Source organism: Lentzea xerophila (assembly GCF_051094245.1).
GTDB lineage: Bacteria > Actinomycetota > Actinomycetes > Mycobacteriales > Pseudonocardiaceae > Lentzea > Lentzea xerophila.
Genome location: NZ_CP194934.1, coordinates 2,888,285 through 2,905,598 on the forward strand (window position 1 = coordinate 2,888,285; position 17,314 = coordinate 2,905,598).

Annotated in this window: 15 protein-coding genes; 12 read left to right on the forward strand and 3 right to left on the reverse strand. The window is 69.9% G+C overall.

The features are described from left to right. Positions 1-11: 11 nt before the first annotated feature. The 4 genes from ACRSBM_RS14045 (at position 12) to ACRSBM_RS14060 (ending at position 6,360) form a co-directional block, all read left to right on the forward strand. Positions 12-1,097 (forward strand): S-(hydroxymethyl)mycothiol dehydrogenase, encoded by a 1,086-nt coding sequence (locus ACRSBM_RS14045; RefSeq protein WP_434443726.1) that lies wholly within the window; start codon positions 12-14, stop codon positions 1,095-1,097. Further along, on the forward strand, positions 1,094-3,541 hold the full coding sequence (locus tag ACRSBM_RS14050; protein WP_434443728.1) for a GcvT family protein: 2,448 nt from the start codon (positions 1,094-1,096) through the stop codon (positions 3,539-3,541). The genes ACRSBM_RS14045 and ACRSBM_RS14050 overlap by 4 nt, the downstream gene beginning before the upstream one ends. A 66-nt stretch (positions 3,542-3,607) precedes the next feature. Beyond that, positions 3,608-4,738, forward strand: coding sequence for an aromatic ring-hydroxylating oxygenase subunit alpha (locus ACRSBM_RS14055; protein ID WP_434443730.1), 1,131 nt, complete (start codon positions 3,608-3,610; stop codon positions 4,736-4,738). 5 nt (positions 4,739-4,743) lie between these two features. Beyond that, on the forward strand, positions 4,744-6,360 hold the full coding sequence (locus ACRSBM_RS14060; RefSeq protein WP_434443733.1) for a BCCT family transporter: 1,617 nt from the start codon (positions 4,744-4,746) through the stop codon (positions 6,358-6,360). On the opposite strand, the gene ACRSBM_RS14065 is transcribed toward ACRSBM_RS14060, so the two are convergent. Next, positions 6,323-6,982, reverse strand: coding sequence for a GntR family transcriptional regulator (locus ACRSBM_RS14065; RefSeq protein ID WP_434443735.1), 660 nt, complete (start codon positions 6,980-6,982; stop codon positions 6,323-6,325). The two genes, ACRSBM_RS14060 and ACRSBM_RS14065, sit on opposite strands and share 38 nt — an antisense overlap. 69 nt (positions 6,983-7,051) lie before the next feature. On the opposite strand from ACRSBM_RS14065, the gene ACRSBM_RS14070 reads away from it, so the two are divergent. Genes ACRSBM_RS14070 through purU form a run of 5 tightly spaced genes read left to right on the forward strand, consistent with a single transcriptional unit; the run spans position 7,052 to position 12,823 of the window. Beyond that, positions 7,052-8,290 (forward strand): sarcosine oxidase subunit beta family protein, encoded by a 1,239-nt coding sequence (locus ACRSBM_RS14070; RefSeq protein WP_434453074.1) that lies wholly within the window; start codon positions 7,052-7,054, stop codon positions 8,288-8,290. A gap of 28 nt (positions 8,291-8,318) precedes the next feature. Then, on the forward strand, positions 8,319-8,600 hold the full coding sequence (locus tag ACRSBM_RS14075) for a sarcosine oxidase subunit delta (RefSeq protein WP_434443738.1): 282 nt from the start codon (positions 8,319-8,321) through the stop codon (positions 8,598-8,600). Beyond that, a complete protein-coding gene (locus ACRSBM_RS14080) occupies positions 8,597-11,413 on the forward strand; it encodes a 2Fe-2S iron-sulfur cluster-binding protein (protein ID WP_434443740.1) in 2,817 nt (938 codons plus the stop codon). Before ACRSBM_RS14075 ends, ACRSBM_RS14080 begins: the two co-directional genes overlap by 4 nt. Further along, positions 11,403-11,981, forward strand: coding sequence for a sarcosine oxidase subunit gamma (locus tag ACRSBM_RS14085; protein ID WP_434443742.1), 579 nt, complete (start codon positions 11,403-11,405; stop codon positions 11,979-11,981). The genes ACRSBM_RS14080 and ACRSBM_RS14085 overlap by 11 nt, the downstream gene beginning before the upstream one ends. After that, positions 11,981-12,823, forward strand: coding sequence for a formyltetrahydrofolate deformylase (purU, locus tag ACRSBM_RS14090; RefSeq protein WP_434443744.1), 843 nt, complete (start codon positions 11,981-11,983; stop codon positions 12,821-12,823). Before ACRSBM_RS14085 ends, purU begins: the two co-directional genes overlap by 1 nt. Here purU and ACRSBM_RS14095 read toward each other — a convergent pair. Continuing rightward, positions 12,820-13,368 carry a class I SAM-dependent methyltransferase gene (locus tag ACRSBM_RS14095; protein ID WP_434453075.1) on the reverse strand — a complete coding sequence of 183 codons (549 nt, stop codon included), beginning with the start codon at positions 13,366-13,368 and terminating at the stop codon, positions 12,820-12,822. The genes purU and ACRSBM_RS14095 overlap by 4 nt on opposite strands. 182 nt (positions 13,369-13,550) lie before the next feature. On the opposite strand from ACRSBM_RS14095, the gene ACRSBM_RS14100 reads away from it, so the two are divergent. The 3 genes from ACRSBM_RS14100 to ACRSBM_RS14110 all read left to right on the forward strand — a co-directional run bounded on the left by ACRSBM_RS14100 (position 13,551) and on the right by ACRSBM_RS14110 (position 16,522). Further along, on the forward strand, positions 13,551-14,837 hold the full coding sequence (locus ACRSBM_RS14100; RefSeq protein WP_434443747.1) for an MFS transporter: 1,287 nt from the start codon (positions 13,551-13,553) through the stop codon (positions 14,835-14,837). A gap of 281 nt (positions 14,838-15,118) precedes the next feature. Next, a complete protein-coding gene (locus tag ACRSBM_RS14105) occupies positions 15,119-15,559 on the forward strand; it encodes a GNAT family N-acetyltransferase (RefSeq protein WP_434443750.1) in 441 nt (146 codons plus the stop codon). 57 nt (positions 15,560-15,616) lie between these two features. Continuing rightward, positions 15,617-16,522 (forward strand): S1 family peptidase, encoded by a 906-nt coding sequence (locus ACRSBM_RS14110; protein ID WP_434443753.1) that lies wholly within the window; start codon positions 15,617-15,619, stop codon positions 16,520-16,522. A 3-nt stretch (positions 16,523-16,525) separates the two neighbouring features. Here the strand turns inward: ACRSBM_RS14110 and ACRSBM_RS14115 are convergent, their stop codons facing one another. Continuing rightward, positions 16,526-17,260 (reverse strand): zf-HC2 domain-containing protein, encoded by a 735-nt coding sequence (locus ACRSBM_RS14115; protein ID WP_434443755.1) that lies wholly within the window; start codon positions 17,258-17,260, stop codon positions 16,526-16,528. Positions 17,261-17,314 lie beyond the last annotated feature (54 nt).

A 17,314-nucleotide genomic window follows, 5' to 3' on the forward strand; every position in this document is an offset into this window, starting at 1 on the left:
GAGCGATTCGAGTGGCACATGCGGTGAACGGTGTCGTGGCCACGGGGCGCGGGGCCAAGGTCTCGGTCGAGACCGTCCTCGTACCGGACCCCGGCCCCGGCGAGGCGCTGGTGAACGTACGGGCCTGCGGGGTCTGCCACACCGATCTGCACTACCGGGAGGGCGGGATCAACGACGAGTTCCCGTTCCTGCTCGGGCACGAGGCCGCGGGCGTGGTCGAGGCGGTCGGTGCCGGGGTGACGGACCTGGAGCCCGGTGACTTCGTGATCCTCAACTGGCGGGCGGTCTGCGGCTCGTGCCGGTCGTGCCTGCGTGGCCGGTCGCAGTACTGCTTCAACACCCACAACGCCGCGCAGCCCATGACCCTGGCGGACGGCACGCCGTTGTCGCCGGCGTTGGGCATCGGGGCGTTCGCGGAGAAGACGCTCGTCCACAGCGGACAGTGCACGAAGGTGAACCCGAAGGCACCGGCGGAGGTCGCGGGCCTGCTCGGCTGCGGCGTGATGGCGGGCATCGGTGCCGCGATCAACACCGGTGGCGTCACCCGTGGCGACAGCGTGGCGGTGCTCGGGTGTGGCGGTGTCGGTGACGCGGCCATCGCGGGGGCACGGCTGGCGGGGGCGCGGACGATCATCGCCGTCGACCTCGACCCCACCAAACTGGAGTGGGCACAACGGTTCGGCGCCACGCACACGGTCAACGCCCGCGAGCACGACGTGGTGGAGGCGATCCGCGAACTCACCGAGGGCAACGGCGCCGACGTGGTGATCGACGCGGTCGGCCGGCCGGAGACGTTCCGGCAGGCCTTCTACGCCCGCGACCACGCCGGCACCGTCGTGCTCGTCGGTGTTCCGACCCCGGACATGACACTCGAACTGCCGTTGATCGACGTGTTCTCGCGCGGTGGCGCGGTGAAGTCGTCCTGGTACGGCGACTGCCTGCCCAGCCGCGACTTCCCGCTGCTCATCGACCTCTACCTGCAGGGCAGGCTGGACCTGGGAGCGTTCGTGACCGAGACGATCGGGCTGGAGGACGTCGAGAAGGCGTTCGACGACATGCACCACGGCCGTGTTCTCCGCTCGGTGGTGGTCCTGTGACCCAGCCGAGAGTGGTGCTCATCGGAGCGGGCATCGTCGGATGCGCGCTCGCCGACGAACTGACCGCGCGGGGGTGGACCGACGTCACCGTGCTCGAACAGGGACCGCTGTTCGCGACGGGCGGGTCGAGCTCGCACGCCCCCGGCCTGGTCTTCCAGACCACCGGCTGCAAGACCATGACCTCGTTCGCCCAGTACACCGTCGAGAAGTACACGGCGCTGACGATGGACGACAAGTGGTGCTTCCAGCAGCTCGGCGGGCTGGAGGTCGCCACCACCCCGGAGCGCTGGACGGACCTCAAGCGCCGGCACGGCTGGGCGACGTCGTGGGGCGTCGAGAGCTTCCTGCGCGACCCGGAGGAATGTGCGCGGCTGCACCCGTTGCTCGACCCGGCCAGGATCCTCGGCGGGTTCCACATCCCGAGTGACGGCCTCGCCAAGCCGCTGCGCGCGGCGGAAGCACAGGCGCGCAGGGCGATGGACCGGGGAGCGAGGTTCCTGGCGCACCACGAGGTCACCGGGATCGAGCGCACCGGCCGCCGGGTGAAGGCCGTCGTCACCGAGCACGACACCTTCCCCGCCGACATCGTCGTGTCCTGCGTCGGCATGTGGGGCCCGCGGATCGGGCGGATGGCCGACCTCGACATCCCGCTGGTCCCGATGGCGCACCAGTACGCGAGAACGACCCCGTTGCCCGTGCTCAAGGGCGTCAACACCGAGCTGGGCGAGATGTCGAAACCGTTGCTGCGCCACCAGGACGCCGACCTGTACTTCCGCGAGCACGTCGACCGCCTCGGCATCGGCGCCTACGGCCACCGGCCGATGCCGATCTCGGCGGACGACATCGTCGGCTTCGACGCGGCGCCGACCATGCCGTCCGAGATCGCGTTCACCCCGGAGGACTTCGAGACCTCGTGGGACGCCGCGGTCGACCTGCTGCCGGTCCTCCGCGACGCGAAGGTCGAGGAGGGTGTCAACGGACTGTTCTCCTTCACTCCGGACGGAAACCCGCTGCTCGGTGAACACCCCGGCCTCAACGGGTTCTGGGTCGCGGAGGCCGTGTGGATCACGCACTCCGCCGGTGTGGCCAAGGCGATGGCCGAGTGGCTGGTGGACGGGCAGCCCGAGATCGACCTGCACGGCTGCGACCTCAACCGGTTCGAGGACGTCCAGCGCGCGCCCGGCTACGTGCACGAGCGGAGCTGCCGCGCGTTCGTCGAGGTCTACGACATCCTCCACCCGCTGCAGCCCGCCGAGAAGCCGCGGCCGTTGCGCACGAGCCCCTTCCACGAACGGCAGAAGGAACTCGGTGCGGTGTTCCTGGAAGCCTCCGGCTGGGAACGACCGCACTGGTACGAGGCCAACGCGACCCTGCCCGAGGTCGCGGAGATCCCGGAGCGCAACGAGTGGGCATCGCGGTTCTGGTCGCCGATCGCCGGTGCCGAGGCGCTCGTGGCACGCAAGCGGGTCGCGATGTTCGACATGACGGCGTTGAAGCGGCTGGAGGTCAGCGGCCCGGAGGCACTGACGTTCCTGCAGACCCTGACCACCAACCAGCTCGACCGCAAGCCGGGCACGGTGGTCTACACGTTGCTGCTCAACGAGAACGGCGGAGTGCGCAGCGACCTGACCATCGCCCGGCTCGGCGAGGACCGATTCCAGGTCGGCGCGAACGGCCCGCTCGACCTCGACTGGCTGCGCAGGCATCTGCCACCCAACGGCGGCGTGCACATCGCGGACATCACGCCGGGCACCTGCTGCATCGGCCTGTGGGGACCTCTGGCGCGCAAGCTGCTGCAACCGTTGACCCGCGAGGACTTCTCGCACGAGGCGATGGGGTACTTCAAGGCCAGGAAGGCCTTCATCGGCGAGGTTCCCGTCACCGCGATGCGCCTGTCGTACGTCGGCGAGCTCGGCTGGGAGCTTTACACGACGGCCGACCTGGGCGCCCGGCTGTGGGACACACTGTGGGAGGCCGGGCAGGAGCACGGCGTCATCGCCGCCGGCCGCAGTGCGTTCACCAGCATGCGGCTGGAGAAGGGCTACCGCTCGTGGGGCGCCGACGTGACCACCGAGCACGACCCGTTCGAGGCGGGCCTGGGCTTCGCGGTCCGGATGAACAAGGGCTACTTCCACGGCCGCAAGGCGTTGGAGGGCCGCTCCGGCGAGACGGTGTCGCGCAGGCTCACCTGTCTGACGATCGACGACGACTTCCAGGTCGTGATGGGTTCCGAGCCGGTGTTCGCCGGTGGAGTGCCGGTCGGGTACGTCACGAGTGCCGCGCGCGGTTACTCGATCGGCAAGAACATCGCCTATGCCTGGCTACCGGCCGAGGTCACCGTCGCGGGCACGCCGGTCGAGATCGAGTACTTCGGCGAGCGCGTCGCGGCGGTCGTGGCGGCGGAACCGCTGTTCGACCCCGAGATGAAGCGGATCCGCTCATGACCCGCGTCCTCGGTCCGGACGCGCACACCCTCTTCCTCTGACCTCCTCCACCGCCACGGAGCGACCATGACCGCGACCGGACTCCCGTCCAGCCTGATCCCCACGCTGCCCGGCCACACCTACACCGACCCCGCGATCTTCGCGCTGGAACAGGAGAAGATCTTCGAGCAGATGTGGTTCTGCGCCGTGCGCGGCGCCGACCTGCCGGACGCGGGCAACTTCAAGACCGTCCAGATCGGACGCGAGTCCGTCCTCGTCACCCGCGGGCGGGACGGATCGCTGCGCGCGTTCCTCAACATCTGCCGCCACCGCGGCGCGAAGCTGTGCGTCGAGGAGGCCGGCACGGTCAAGCGCGCCTTCCAGTGCCCGTACCACGCCTGGACCTACGGCCTCGACGGCAAGCTCGTCGCCGCGCCGAACCTCACGTCGATGCCGGACGTCGACCGCGTCGAGTACGGCCTGAGGACCGTCCACCTGCGGGAGTGGCTCGGCTACGCGTGGATCTGCCTCGCCACCGACCCGCCGTCGTTCGAGCAGACCGTCCAGCAGGACGTCCGCGAGCGCCTGGGCGACCTCGACGCGATCGGCAACTACCAGGTCAGCGAGCTGGACCTGGGACGGCGGATCACCTACGACGTCAAGGCCAACTGGAAGCTCATCATCGAGAACTTCATGGAGTGCTACCACTGCGCCACCATCCACCCCGAACTCACCGAGGTCCTGCCGGAGTTCGCGGACGGGTACGCGGCGCAGTACTACGTCGGGCACGGCGCGGTGTTCGGTGAGGAGATCAAGGGCTTCACGATCGACGGCGGCGAGGGTTTCGACCGGCTGGACGGCGTCGGCTCCGAGCAGGACCGCCGGTACTACGCGATCACCGTGCGGCCGCAGGTGTTCATCAACCTCGTGCCCGACCACGTGATCATCCACCGGATGTTCCCGATGGCCGCCGACCGCACGATCGTCGAGTGCGACTGGCTCTACGCCAAGGACGTCGTCGCGACCGGCAAGGACGTCTCGCGGTCCGTGGAGCTCTTCCACCGCGTCAACGAGCAGGACTTCGACGCCTGCGAACGGTGCCAGCCCGCGATGTCGTCGCGGGCCTACGCGCAAGGGGGTGTGCTGGTTCCCTCCGAACACCACATCGGGGAGTTCCACCGCTGGGTTCAGGAAGTCACATCCACGACGAGGTGGTAGACACGATGCCCGAACCGAAGTTCCTTCCCACCACGAAGACGGGCACCGACAAGGTCGTGTTCGTCGTGTCCGCCGCCGTGGCCTCGGCCTTCCTCGCCTGGGGTGTCATCGGCACCAGCAGTCTCGGCAGTGTGTCCTCGGCCGTGCTCGGCTGGGTCATCCGCAACACCGGCTGGGCCTTCCTGACCGCGGCCACCGGGTTCGTGCTCTTCGCACTCTGGCTCGCCTTCAGCCGCTACGGCCGGATCCCGCTCGGTCACGACGACGAGCGGCCGGAGTTCCGGACGGTCTCGTGGGTCGCGATGATGTTCAGCGCGGGCATGGGCATCGGGCTGATGTTCTACGGCGTCGCGGAACCGTTGTCGCACTTCGTGAAGCCACCGCCCGGCGCGGTCGAGGGCGGCACGGACGCCGCCGTCGAGACCGCGATGGCCACCTCGTTGTTCCACTGGGCGATCCACCCGTGGTCGATCTACGCGGTCGTCGGTCTCGCCATCGCCTACGGCACCTTCCGGCGCGGCCGCAAGCAGTTGATCAGCGCGGCGTTCGCCCCGCTGTTCGGGGACCGGGTGTCCGAGGGACCGCTCGGCCGGTTGATCGACATCCTGGCGATCTTCGCGACGTTGTTCGGGTCGGCCGCGTCGCTCGGTCTCGGCGCGTTGCAGATCGGCAGCGGGCTGAAGGCGGGCGGGTTCGTCGCCGAGAACCCCGGCGTCGGCGTGCTGATCGGCATCATCGCGGTGCTGACGGTCGCGTTCGTGGCGTCGGCCGTCTCCGGTGTGGCCAAGGGGATCCAGTGGCTGTCGAACATCAACATGGTGCTGGCGACCGTGCTGGCGGTGTTCGTGTTCGCCGTCGGCCCGACCATCCTCATCCTGAACCTGATCCCCGCCGCCGTCGGTGACTACTTCCGCGAGATGGGCGAGATGATCTCCCGCTCGGGCGCCTCCGGCGGTGCCGCGATGGAGAGCTGGCTGGCGTCATGGACGATCTTCTACTGGGCCTGGTGGATCTCGTGGACCCCGTTCGTCGGCATGTTCATCGCGCGGATCAGCCGCGGCCGCACGATCAAGCAGTTCGTCAGCGGCGTGATCCTCGTGCCGTCGGTGGTCAGCCTGGTCTGGTTCACGATCATGGGTGGGACCGCGATCACCTTGCAGCGTGGCGGAACCGACCTCGCCGGCGCGGCGAACCCCGAGTCGCAGCTCTTCGGCGTGCTCGAGCAGTTCCCGCTGGCGGCCGTCGCCGGAGTGGTCGTGATGGTCCTCGTGGCGATCTTCTTCGTGTCCGGTGCGGACGCCGCGTCCCTGGTCATGGGCACCCTGTCGCAGCGCGGCGCCATCGAGCCGCACCGCAGGCTGGTGGTGTTCTGGGGAGTGGCGACCGGAGGTGTGGCCGCGGTGATGCTGCTGGTCGGTGGTGGCGGCGCGACGGCGTTGACCGGCCTGCAGAACCTCACGATCATCGCCGCGGCACCGTTCGGGCTCGTCATGGTCGTGCTGTGCGTGGCGCTGGCGAAGGACCTGCGCAGCGATCCGATGGTGTTGTGGGAGAAGCGCTGCGCCGACACCGTGGACGAGCTCGTCAGATCAGCGCCCGAACCGCCCGTTCGAAACCGATGACGTGCTGGGAGGCGAGCTCGCTCGCCTTCTCGGCGTCACCCTCGACGATCGCGGTGAGGAGGGGGACGTGCTCGTCGACGTGACCGGCCATTCCGGACAGTCGAGGCAGGAAGACGCACCAGATCCGCGTGGCCAGGTTGTCGTAGGAGACCAGCGTGTCCTCCAGGAACGGGTTGTGCACGCACCGGTAGATCGCGCGGTGCACGCCGACGTCGGCGCGCAGGAGCTCCGTGTTGTCACCGGAAGGCGCCGCCGTGTCGAGCCGTGAGCGCAGTGCGGTGAGCGCGGCCCTGTCCTCGGTCGTGGCACGTTCGGCCGCCGCGGCTGCGGCAAGGGGTTCCAGGGTCCGGCGGACCTCGGAGATGTGCGAGAGGTCGGAGATGTTCACATCGGTGGCGAACGTGCCGCGGCGCGGGAAGGCGACGACGAGCCGCTCCTGCTCCAGCCGCTTCAACGCCTCGCGGATCGGGGTGCGGCCCACGCCGAGCTCGGTGCGCAGCCGGTCCTCGTTGATGGGCTCACCCGGCCTGATCTCCAGCATCACCAGGCGGTCGCGCAGGACGGCGTACGCCTGCTCGGTGAGTGAGACGGAGGCGGGCTCGTCGTTGACCCGTGCGTTCATGTGACCTACTGTACTGCACAGACTGATATACCAGTAGTCGACCAGATGACCACGCTGGAGGCGTCGCGCATGACCAGCTCGGCTCAGCCGCCCGGGGCGCACCTGCCGGAGCACCCGGACTTCCTCTGGGAGAACCCGGAACCGAAGGCCTCCTACGACGTCGTGGTCGTCGGCGGCGGTGGGCACGGCCTCGCCACCGCCTACTACCTCGCGAAGGTCCACGGCATCACGAACGTCGCGGTGCTGGAGAAGGGCTGGCTGGCCGGCGGCAACATGGCCCGCAACACCACGATCATCCGGTCGAACTACCTGTGGGACGAGAGCTCCGGCATCTACGAGCACTCGCTGAAGCTCTGGGAGGGGCTCGAGGAGGACCTCGGCTACCCGATCCTGTTCGACCAGCGCGGTGTCCTGAACCTGGCGCACAGCCTGCAGGACGTGCGGGACAGCGTGCGGCGGGTCAACGCCAACCGGCTCAACGGCATCGACGCGGAGTGGGTGGATCCCGCCGGGGTCAAGGAGATCTGCCCGATCGTCAACACCTCGCCCGACGTCCGCTACCCGGTCCTGGGCGCGACCTACCAGCCGCGCGCGGGCATCGCGAAGCACGACTACGTGGCCTGGGGCTACGCGCGGGCCGCGCACGCGATGGGCATCGACCTGATCCAGAACTGCGAGGTCACCGGGCTGGAGACGGGGCAGGGCCGGATCACCGCCGTGCAGACGTCACGCGGCCGCATCGCCGCCGGCAAGGTCGCGTTGTGCGCGGCCGGGCACAGCTCGGTGCTCGCGAGGATGGCCGGGATCAGGTTGCCGCTCGCGTCGCACCCGTTGCAGGCCCTGGTCTCCGAACTGCTGGAGCCCGTGCACCCGACCGTCGTGATGTCGAACGCCGTGCACGTCTACGTCTCCCAGGCGCACAAGGGAGAACTCGTGATGGGTGCCGGCATCGACAGCTACAACGGGTACGGCCAACGGGGTTCGTTCCACATCATCGAGCAGCAGATGGCGGCGGCGCTGGAGCTGTTCCCGATCTTCGCCCGCGCCCACCTGCTGCGGACGTGGGCGGGCATCGTCGACGTCAGCCCGGACGCCTCGCCGATCGTCGGGCTAACGCCGGTCGGCGGGCTGTACCTGAACTGCGGCTGGGGAACCGGCGGCTTCAAGGCCACGCCCGGTGTCGGTGACTGCTTCGCGCACACCATCGCCCACGACAAGCCGCACCCGTTCAACGAGCCGTTCACCCTCGAGCGCTTCACCACCGGCGCGCTCGTCGACGAGCACGGCGCCGCCGCCGTCGCGCACTGACACCTCGAATTTTGGGCAGGAGCTGACGATGCAACTCATCCCGTGTCCGTGGTGCGGGCCGCGCGAGGAAGCGGAGTTCCACTACGGCGGCCAGGCCCACGTCGCCTACCCCGAGGACCCGTCGGCGCTGACCGACGAGGAGTGGGCCCAGTACGTGTTCTTCCGGGAGAACCCGAGCGGTCCGTTCGCCGAGCGCTGGAGCCACCACGCCGGGTGCCGGCGGTGGTTCAACGCTGTGCGCGACACCCGCACCCACGACCTGCTCGCCGTCTACCGCGTGGGCGAGCCCATGCCCGAGGTGACCGCATGAACCTCCGCACGAGCACCGGCGGCACGATCGACCGGAACACGGTGCTGCGCTTCACCTTCAACGGCCGGTCGTACACCGGGCACCCCGGCGACACGCTCGCGTCGGCGCTCCTCGCGAACGGCGTGCACGAGATCGGCAGCAGCGTGAAGCTCGGCCGGCCGCGCGGCATCGTCGCGGCGGGCTCCGAGGACCCGACGTCGCTGGTGCAGGTCGAGGCGCCCTTCTCCGAACCGATGCTGCTCGCCACGACCGTCGAGCTGTACGACGGCCTGGTGGCACGCGGGCTGGCCGGTCAGGGACGGCTGGCGGCCGAACCGGACCCGGCGCGGTACGACGCGAAGCACGAGCATTGCGACGTCCTGGTCGTCGGTGCCGGACCCGCCGGCCTGGTCGCCGCTCTGACCGCTGCCCGCAGTGGCGCTCGTGTTGTGCTCGTGGACGAGCAGAACCAGGCGGGCGGAGCGCTGCTGGGCGTGGACGAGTACCTGGACGACCGGCCGTCCGCCGAGTGGGTCGCCGACATCGTCGCGGAGCTGAAGAGCACGCCGGGCGTGCTGGTGCTGGAGCGCACCACGGCGTTCGGCATGTACCAGGACGGGTTCGTGCTGGCACTGCAGAAGCGCACCGACCACTTGGGCTTCGCGGCGCCCGCCGGTAGGGCTCGTCAGCGCGTGTGGCGGATCAGGACCAGGCAGACCGTTCTCGCCACCGGTGCGCACGAACGTCCGGTGGTCTTCGCCGGCAACGACCGCCCCGGGATCATGCTGGCCTCGTCCGCCCGCACGTTCCTGCACCGCTACGGCGTGCTGCCCGGTGCGCGGGCTGTCGTGTTCACCACCAACGACAGCGCGTACTGCGCGGCGATCGACCTCGCCGAGTCCGGAGTGGACATCGCGCTGGTCGTCGACGCCCGCCAGGAGGCTCCCGCCAGGCTCGCCACGGAGTGTGCGGCCCGGGGCATCGAGGTACGCGCCGGACAGGTCGTGACCGGAACCGAGGGGGCCGGCCGGGTCACCGCGGTGCACGTCGGCGGCGAGAAGATCGCCTGCGACACGCTGCTGGTGTCGGGTGGCTGGAACCCGGTGGTCAGCCTGTTCAGCCAGGCGCGCGGAACGCTGTGCTACGACCCGGTTCTCGGTGCTTTCGTACCGGGCGAGGAGCTTGCGTCCGTTCGCGTCGCGGGATCCGCGTCCGGTGAGCTCGACCTGAACGCCTGCGCGCGCCAGGGCAGGGAAGCGGGCTCGGCGGCGGCATCAGCGGCCGGGTTCAGGCCCGGCGGCCAGGTCCCGCTGCCGGTGTCGGACTCGCGGTGCACGTCGCGGTCCGGTCTGGTGCTGTGGCGGGTTCCGGGTGACGACGACGCGAGCTTCGTCGACCTGCAAAGGGATTCGACCGTCGCGGACGTGCTGCGGGCGACGGGCGCGGGTCTGCGGTCGTTGGAGCACATCAAGCGCTACACGACCATCGGCACCGCGCATGACCAGGGCAAGACGTCGGGCATGATCGCGGCCGGCATCGTCGCCGAGGCGCTCGGTGTCGAGCTCGCGGACCAGCGGCCCACGACGTTCCGCCCGCCCTACACCTCGGTGTCGTTCGCCGCGCTGGCCGGACGGGACCGCGGTGAGCTGCACGACCCGGTGCGCGTCACGGCGATCCACCCGTGGCACGTCGCGCACGGGGCGCTGTTCGAGAACGTCGGCCAGTGGAAGCGGCCCTGGTACTACCCGAAGCCAGGCGAGGACCTGCACGCCGCGGTGTTGCGCGAATGCCGGGCCGCACGCGAGAGCGTCGGCATGATGGACGGCTCGACGCTGGGCAAGATCGACGTGCAGGGCGGCGACGCCGGGCAGTTCCTGGACCTGCTCTACACCAACATGATGAGCACGTTGAAGGTCGGCCGGATCCGCTACGGCGTGATGTGCGGCGTCGACGGGATGGTGATCGACGACGGCACGGTGATCCGGGTCGGCGAGCAGCGGTACCTCGTCACCACGACCACCGGCAACGCGGCGAAGATCCTCGACTGGATGGAGGAGTGGCTGCAGACGGAGTGGCCGCACCTCGACGTCCACTGCACCTCGGTCACCGACCACTGGGCCACGATCCCGTTGGTGGGCCCCAGGTCCCGCGACGTGCTCGCCGCGGTGGCGCCCTCGCTCGACGTCGGCAACGCGGCGTTCGAGTTCATGACCTGGCACGACACCGAGGTGGCCGGCGTCCCCGCGAGGGTGTGCCGGATCAGCTTCTCCGGCGAGCTCGCCTACGAGATCAACGTGACCGCGTGGCACGGCCTCGCCGTGTGGGAGGCGCTGATGGCGGCGGGCGAGCAGTACGGGATCACTCCGTACGGCACAGAGACCATGCACGTGCTCCGCGCCGAGAAGGGCTACCCGATCATCGGGCAGGAGACCGACGCGACGGTCACGCCGCAGGACCTCGGCATGTCATGGGCCGTGTCGAAGAAGAAGCCGGACTTCATCGGCAAACGCTCGTTCGCCCGCGCCGAGAACAACCGCACGGACCGCAAGCAGCTGGTGGGGTTGTTGCCTGTCGATCCCTCGGTGTTGTTGCCGGAGGGGTCGCAGATCGTCGAGACCGACCGGCTGCCCGAACCGCCCGTCCGGATGCTCGGCCACGTCACGTCCAGCTACCCCAGCGCGGCGCTCGGCCGCACCTTCGCCCTCGCGCTGGTGAGGTCCGGCCACGAACGCATCGGCGAGACGCTCTACGTACCCGTCGAAGACTCGCTGGTGCCGGTCACCGTCACCGAATCCGTGCTGTACGACAAGGAAGGAGCCCGTCGTGACGGCTAGCCCCCTCGCCGCCTGGACCGACCGGCTGGCGGTGCTCGCCCCCGTGCTGACCGTCGCCGAGCACCCGTTCCATTCGCAGCTCACGGTCCGAGCGTCTGAACCGGACGCCATCGCGGCGATGGGAACGGCACTGGGCGTTCGGTTTCCTGCTGTTCCCTGCACCTTCACCTCCGGCTCCGGGGCGTTCGGGGACGTGGAGGTGCTTTGGATGGGTCCCGACGAGTTCCTGGTCGTGGCGTCGCCCGACCTGCAGGTCACGATCGAGGAGGTGTTGCGTGGCGCGCTCGGGAACGCGAGAGGGTCCGTTGTGGACACTTCGGCTCAGCGCACGACCGTGGTCCTTCAAGGGCCGCTCGTCCGGGACGTGCTGGCTCACGGATGTTCCGTGGACCTGCACCCGTCTGCGGCTCCCGTCGGCACTTGCGTGCAGACGCTGCTCGCGAGGACGGGAGTCGTCCTGCAGGTGACGGGCGAGGACCGGTTCACGCTCCTGGTCCGCTCGTCGTTCGCCGACTATCTCGCCGCCTGGATCGCCGACGCGTGCACCGAGTACCTGGCGGTGCCGTGATGCCACAGTTCATCCTGACCCTGAACTGCCCGGAACGAGCGGGCATCGTGCACGCCGTGACCTCGTTCCTGGTCGACCACGGCTGCGACATCGTGCAGCACCAGCAGTTCGACGACGACGTGCGCGGGAAGTTGTTCCTGCGCACCGCGTTCTCCTGCTCCACCACCGAAGTGGACGACCTCGCGCGGGAGTTCGCCGCGGTGGCGGCGGAGTTCGAGATGGACTTCGACCTGTGGGACGAGCGGCGGCCGCGCGTGCTCGTGCTGGTGTCGAAGGCCGGCCACTGCCTGAACGACCTGCTCTTCCGCTGGCGCGCGGGCAGTCTCGGCGGCGAGATCGCGGCGGTCGTGTCCAACCACGAGGACCTGCGCCCGATGGCGGAGGCGGCCGGGCTCGACTTCGTGCACGTGGCCAACACCGCCGACACCAAGCACCTCGCCGAGCAGCGCCTGGTCGAGCTCGTCGACGAGTACCAGGCCGACCTCGTGGTCCTGGCCCGGTACATGCAGGTGCTGTCCAACGACCTGTGCGCGAAGCTCGCCGGCCGCGTCATCAACATCCACCACTCGTTCCTGCCGGGCTTCAAGGGCGCCAAGCCCTACCACCAGGCCTACGACCGCGGCGTGAAGTACGTGGGCGCGACGGCCCACTACGTCACCCCCGACCTCGACGAGGGGCCGATCATCGAACAGGAGGTGCTGCGGGTCGACCACTCCTACGACCCGCGCGCCCTCACCGCGGCCGGTCGTGACGCCGAGGCCCTCGCGTTGTCGCGCGCGGTCCGCTGGCATTGCGAGCACCGCGTCCTGCTCAACGGCAACGGCACCGTCGTCTTCCGTTAGTCCTTGCGCACCAGCAGCTGGGCCTGAAGGAACCGCTCGCCCTCGACCGGTTCGCGGATCATCCGCCCGACCTCGGCGAAACCGGCCTGCCGCAACAGGTCCATGAGGCCCGAGGGCGACCATCGGTAGGCGAGTGTCACCTTGTGGTCGAACTCCTGCGGCTCGGGATCGTCACCGGCGAAAAACCCGAGCAGCACATGCCCGCCCGGTGCCAGCACGCGGCAGAATTCGGCGAACACGGCCGGTACCTGCTGTGGCGGCGTGTGGATGACCGAGTAGAACGCGAGAATGCCGCCGAGAACTCCGTCGGCGAGGTCCAGTTCGGTCATCGAACCCTCGTCGAACCGCAGGTCCGGATTCGCCGCACGGGCCAGGGCGATCATCGCGGGGGAGAGGTCGAGACCGAACACGTCCAGCCCGAGCGAGCGCAGGTGCGCGGTGAGGTGGCCGGGGCCGCAACCGAGGTCGGCGACCGGCCCGCGGCCACCTGCGAGCTCGGCGAACGCGGCGAGCATCGCCCGTTCGAGCGGCCGGGTCTCGAGCATGTCGGTGAAGAGCTCGGCGTAGAGGGACGCGACGGCGTCGTAGGAGGTCCTGGTGTCGTCCAGCGCGGAGTGTCCGGTCACCGGGAAACCGTATCGAAGAATTGTCGGGAATGTGTTGCTGTTGCCATTGATCTGCTGTTGCACCGTCGACGCAAACTTATTCCGGTGCCTATAGTGCGGCGGTGATTTCCGTTTTGCGCGATCCGTCGTACCGGAAACTGTTCGGTGCCCAGATCGTCGCGCTGACCGGAACGGGACTGGCCACCGTCGCGCTGGGGCTGCTGGCCTACGACCTCGCCGGGGCGGAGGCGGGCGCGGTCCTCGGCACCGCGCTGGCGATCAAGATGGTCGCCTACGTCGGGGTGGCGCCGATCGCGACCGCCCTGCTCGGCGCGTTGCCCCGCCGGGCGGTGCTGGTCGCGCTCGACCTCCTGCGGGCAGGGGTGGCGGTGGCGCTGCCGTGGGTCGGCGAGGTGTGGCAGGTCTACGTCCTGATCTTCCTGCTGCAGGCGGGATCGGCCGCGTTCACGCCGTTGTTCCAGGCGACCATCCCGGACGTGCTGCCCGGCGAACGCGAGTACACCCGCGCGATCACGTTGTCCCGCATGGCCTACGACCTGGAGAGCCTGCTGAGTCCCGCGCTCGCCGCGGCGGCACTGGCGTTGGTGAGCTTCCACCAGCTCTTCCTCGGCACCGCGATCGGGTTCGCGGCGTCGGCACTGCTCGTCGCCTCGGTCGTTCTGCCACGGCCGAAGCCGTTGCGCCGCAAGAGCAGCCGGTACGAGGCCACGGCACGCGGCATCCACATCTACCTTGCCACGCCACGGCTGCGCGGCCTCCTCGCCGTGCATCTCGCCGCCGCGGCCGCGGGGTCGATGGTGTTCGTGAACACCGTCGCGCACGTGCGCGACGGGCTTGGTCGTGACGCGTCCGACGTCGCGGTCGCGCTCGCGGCCAACGGTGCCGGGTCACTGCTGGCAGCCCTGGTGCTGCCCGGGCTGCTCGACCGCTTCGAGGACCGCGTCGTCGTGCTGCGCGCGGCTGGCACGCTGGTCGTCGTGCTGATGGCCGGTGCGGTGTTCGCCGGGGACTGGCCGGCGCTGCTGCTGTTGTGGGCACTGATCGGCGCGGGGTGTTCCCTCGCCCTCACGCCGGGCGCCCGGCTGCTGCGGCGCTCCGCCGATCCCCGGGACCGGCCCGCGGTGTTCGCCGCGGACTTCGCGCTGTCTCACGCCTGCTGGCTGCTCTGCTACCCGCTCGCCGGCTGGGTCGCCACCACCGCCGGCGTGACGACGGCGTTCGTGGTGCTCGGTTCACTCGCCGCGATCGGTGCGTTCGGCGCGCTACGGCTGTGGCCCACGCACGACCCGGAGGTCGTCGAGCACGAACACCGCGATCTCGCGGGCGGTGTGTGGACGCACACGCACGAGTTCCGCATCGACGAGCACCACGCGCGCTGGCCCGGTTGACCGTCCGGATCTCCGCACGTCAACCGTGGCGACAACCATCCGAACGACCGGATGTCGCCCGGGATTTCGCCAGCTACCGTCGCCTGACCCTGCATCAGGAGCGAAGGAGCTCGACCGTGCGAAGAAGAAGATCCCTGCTCTCCACGGCATTGGTGACGGTCGTCGTCGGTGCGGCGATGGTCATCCCTGCGGCCGCCACACCTCTGGCCGAGAAGTGGCCTCTTGGTTTATGCCTGAAATGGGGCTACTGAGAGGCCACTTCCTCGGCGAACATCATCACCGTGACCACACAGCACACCATCACGATCGCCGAGCTCGACGGCGCGGACACCGCGCTGGCCTTCGACGCGCTGCGCGAGCTCCGGCCGCACCTCACCGACGTCGACGAGTTCGTCGAGCTCGTGCGGGCCCAGCGGCGGGAGGGCTACCGGATCGCCGCCTCCTTCGACGCGGACGGCCGTGTCGTCGCGGTCGCCGGGTTCCGGCACATGACCAACCTCTATGCCGGGTCGCACCTCTACGTCGACGACCTGAGCACGCTTCCGTCCGCACGCAGGCAGGGCCACGCGGGCGCCCTGCTGCGGTGGGTCGACGAGGAGGCCCGCCGTCTCGGCTGCGCGGCGGTCCACCTCGACTCCGGGACGCCGCGGCACGACGCGCACCGGCGCTACCTGACCTCCGGCTACGTCATCACCGCGTTCCACTTCGTCAGGACCCTTTGACGTACGCGCTCACAAGCTGATCTAAACCGCGACGCGCCGCTGTACGTACACCCAGACATGGGCAAGCACCACGATGACGGGCGCAGGGCCAAGGTGATCGCGGGCGCCATCGGCCTCGTGGCCGTGGCGATCACCGCCACGACGTTCACCGCGAGCCAGGCGGCACCCGAGCAGCGCACGGCTCCGGCGCAGGCCACCGAGACGTTGCGGCAGAAGGCCTCGGTGCCGGGCACCGCGTGGGCCGTCGACCCGGCCACGAACGAGGTTCTCGTCACGGCGGACAGCACCGTGACGGGGACGAGGTGGGACACCCTCAAGTCCACAGTGGACGCGATGGGCGCCGGGGTGACGCTGCGGCGCACGCCCGGCACGTTCCGGCTGTTCGCCGAAGGTGGTGACGCGATCTTCGCCGGTGGCAACCGCTGTTCGCTCGGCTTCAACGTCGTCACCGGCGACGGCCGTCCCGGCTTCCTCACCGCGGGCCACTGCACCGGCGCGGGCAGGCAGTTCTCCCTGTCGCCGAACGGCAGAGCCGCCGCGACCGTGGTGGAGTCGACGTTCCCCGGCAACGGCGACTTCGCGCTGCTCACCTACAACAACCGCAACACCGACGCGCCCAGCGAGGTCGACACCGGCAACGGCCGCACGGTGCGGATCCGGGGCGCCGCCGAGGCCCGGGTCGGCACGCAGGTCCAGCGGATGGGCAGCACGACCGGACTGCGTTCCGGCCGCGTCACCGGCCTCAACGCCACGGTCAACTACCCCGAGGGCCGCGTCACCGGCCTGATCCAGACGACCGTGTGCGCGGAGGGCGGCGACAGCGGCGGGCCGCTCTTCTCCCGCAACGGCGACGCGATCGGGCTGACCTCCGGCGGCAGCGGTGACTGCCGCGGCGGCGGTGTGACGTTCTTCCAACCCGTCACCAGGGCGCTGGCCGAGGTAGGTGCGCGCATCGAGGGCTGAAGCTCAGGCCGCGTCACGCCGGCTCACCGGCCGCAACCTGACCCGGCGCCGCACGCGCGAACGTCCAGCACGCTCCGCCGTGCCGGCCGCGTCGCCCGTCGCGGTGCCGTTGTCCCGCAACGAGGTGCGGTCGCCCGGCCCGCGTTCGCCGAAGTGCACGAACGCGAGCAACACCAACCCGACGAGCAGCAGTGAGTGCGAGAACACCCGCGCCGCGGTGGCCGTGCCGCTGACGAGGTCGCTGGCGGAGTAGGGGATCAGCACGGCCACGAACGCGGCCGTGACGGGCAACATCCCCGCCACCGCCACCGGGCGCAGCGCCGTCCACAGCAGACCGAGGCCGAGTGCGAGGTTCCACGCGGTGCTCTCGTTGAACAGGTGGCTGCTGTCGACACCGGCCGTGTGGCCGCCGTGCGCGGACGTGCCGACACCCAGCACCTGCGCGAGGCCCAGCGTGATCTGGGCGACCGCGACACCGCACAACAGCCCGCGGGAAAGCCAGCCGCGCGGCGCGGGCGGGACGACCGGCGGAGCGGCGTCGAGGATCGCCGCGGCCAGGTCGGGAACCTGCGCGGCGGGTCTCACCCGGAGCGTGCGGGTGAGCGCGGCGGCGCTGTCGTGCCACTCCCGGCAGGACGCGCACGTCTCGAGGTGCGCGTCCACCTGGTCGGCGGGCACGCCCTCGGGTTCCCCGTCGAGCCTCGCGGACAGGGCTTCGCGGCAGATGTTGCACTCCACACCCACATTGTCGGGTATAGACCGTTCACAGTTCCCAGCAATCTTGATCGTTGG

Coding starts and splice junctions, on each gene's coding strand:
- ACRSBM_RS14055 (WP_434443730.1), top strand. CDS start 3,608: ATGACCGCGACCGGACTCCCGTCCAGCCTGATCCCCACGCTGCCCGGC.
- ACRSBM_RS14060 (WP_434443733.1), top strand. CDS start 4,744: ATGCCCGAACCGAAGTTCCTTCCCACCACGAAGACGGGCACCGACAAG.
- ACRSBM_RS14065 (WP_434443735.1), bottom strand. CDS start 6,982: ATGAACGCACGGGTCAACGACGAGCCCGCCTCCGTCTCACTCACCGAG.
- ACRSBM_RS14070 (WP_434453074.1), top strand. CDS start 7,052: ATGACCAGCTCGGCTCAGCCGCCCGGGGCGCACCTGCCGGAGCACCCG.
- ACRSBM_RS14075 (WP_434443738.1), top strand. CDS start 8,319: ATGCAACTCATCCCGTGTCCGTGGTGCGGGCCGCGCGAGGAAGCGGAG.
- ACRSBM_RS14080 (WP_434443740.1), top strand. CDS start 8,597: ATGAACCTCCGCACGAGCACCGGCGGCACGATCGACCGGAACACGGTG.
- purU (WP_434443744.1), top strand. CDS start 11,981: ATGCCACAGTTCATCCTGACCCTGAACTGCCCGGAACGAGCGGGCATC.
- ACRSBM_RS14095 (WP_434453075.1), bottom strand. CDS start 13,368: ATGCTCGAGACCCGGCCGCTCGAACGGGCGATGCTCGCCGCGTTCGCC.
- ACRSBM_RS14110 (WP_434443753.1), top strand. CDS start 15,617: ATGGGCAAGCACCACGATGACGGGCGCAGGGCCAAGGTGATCGCGGGC.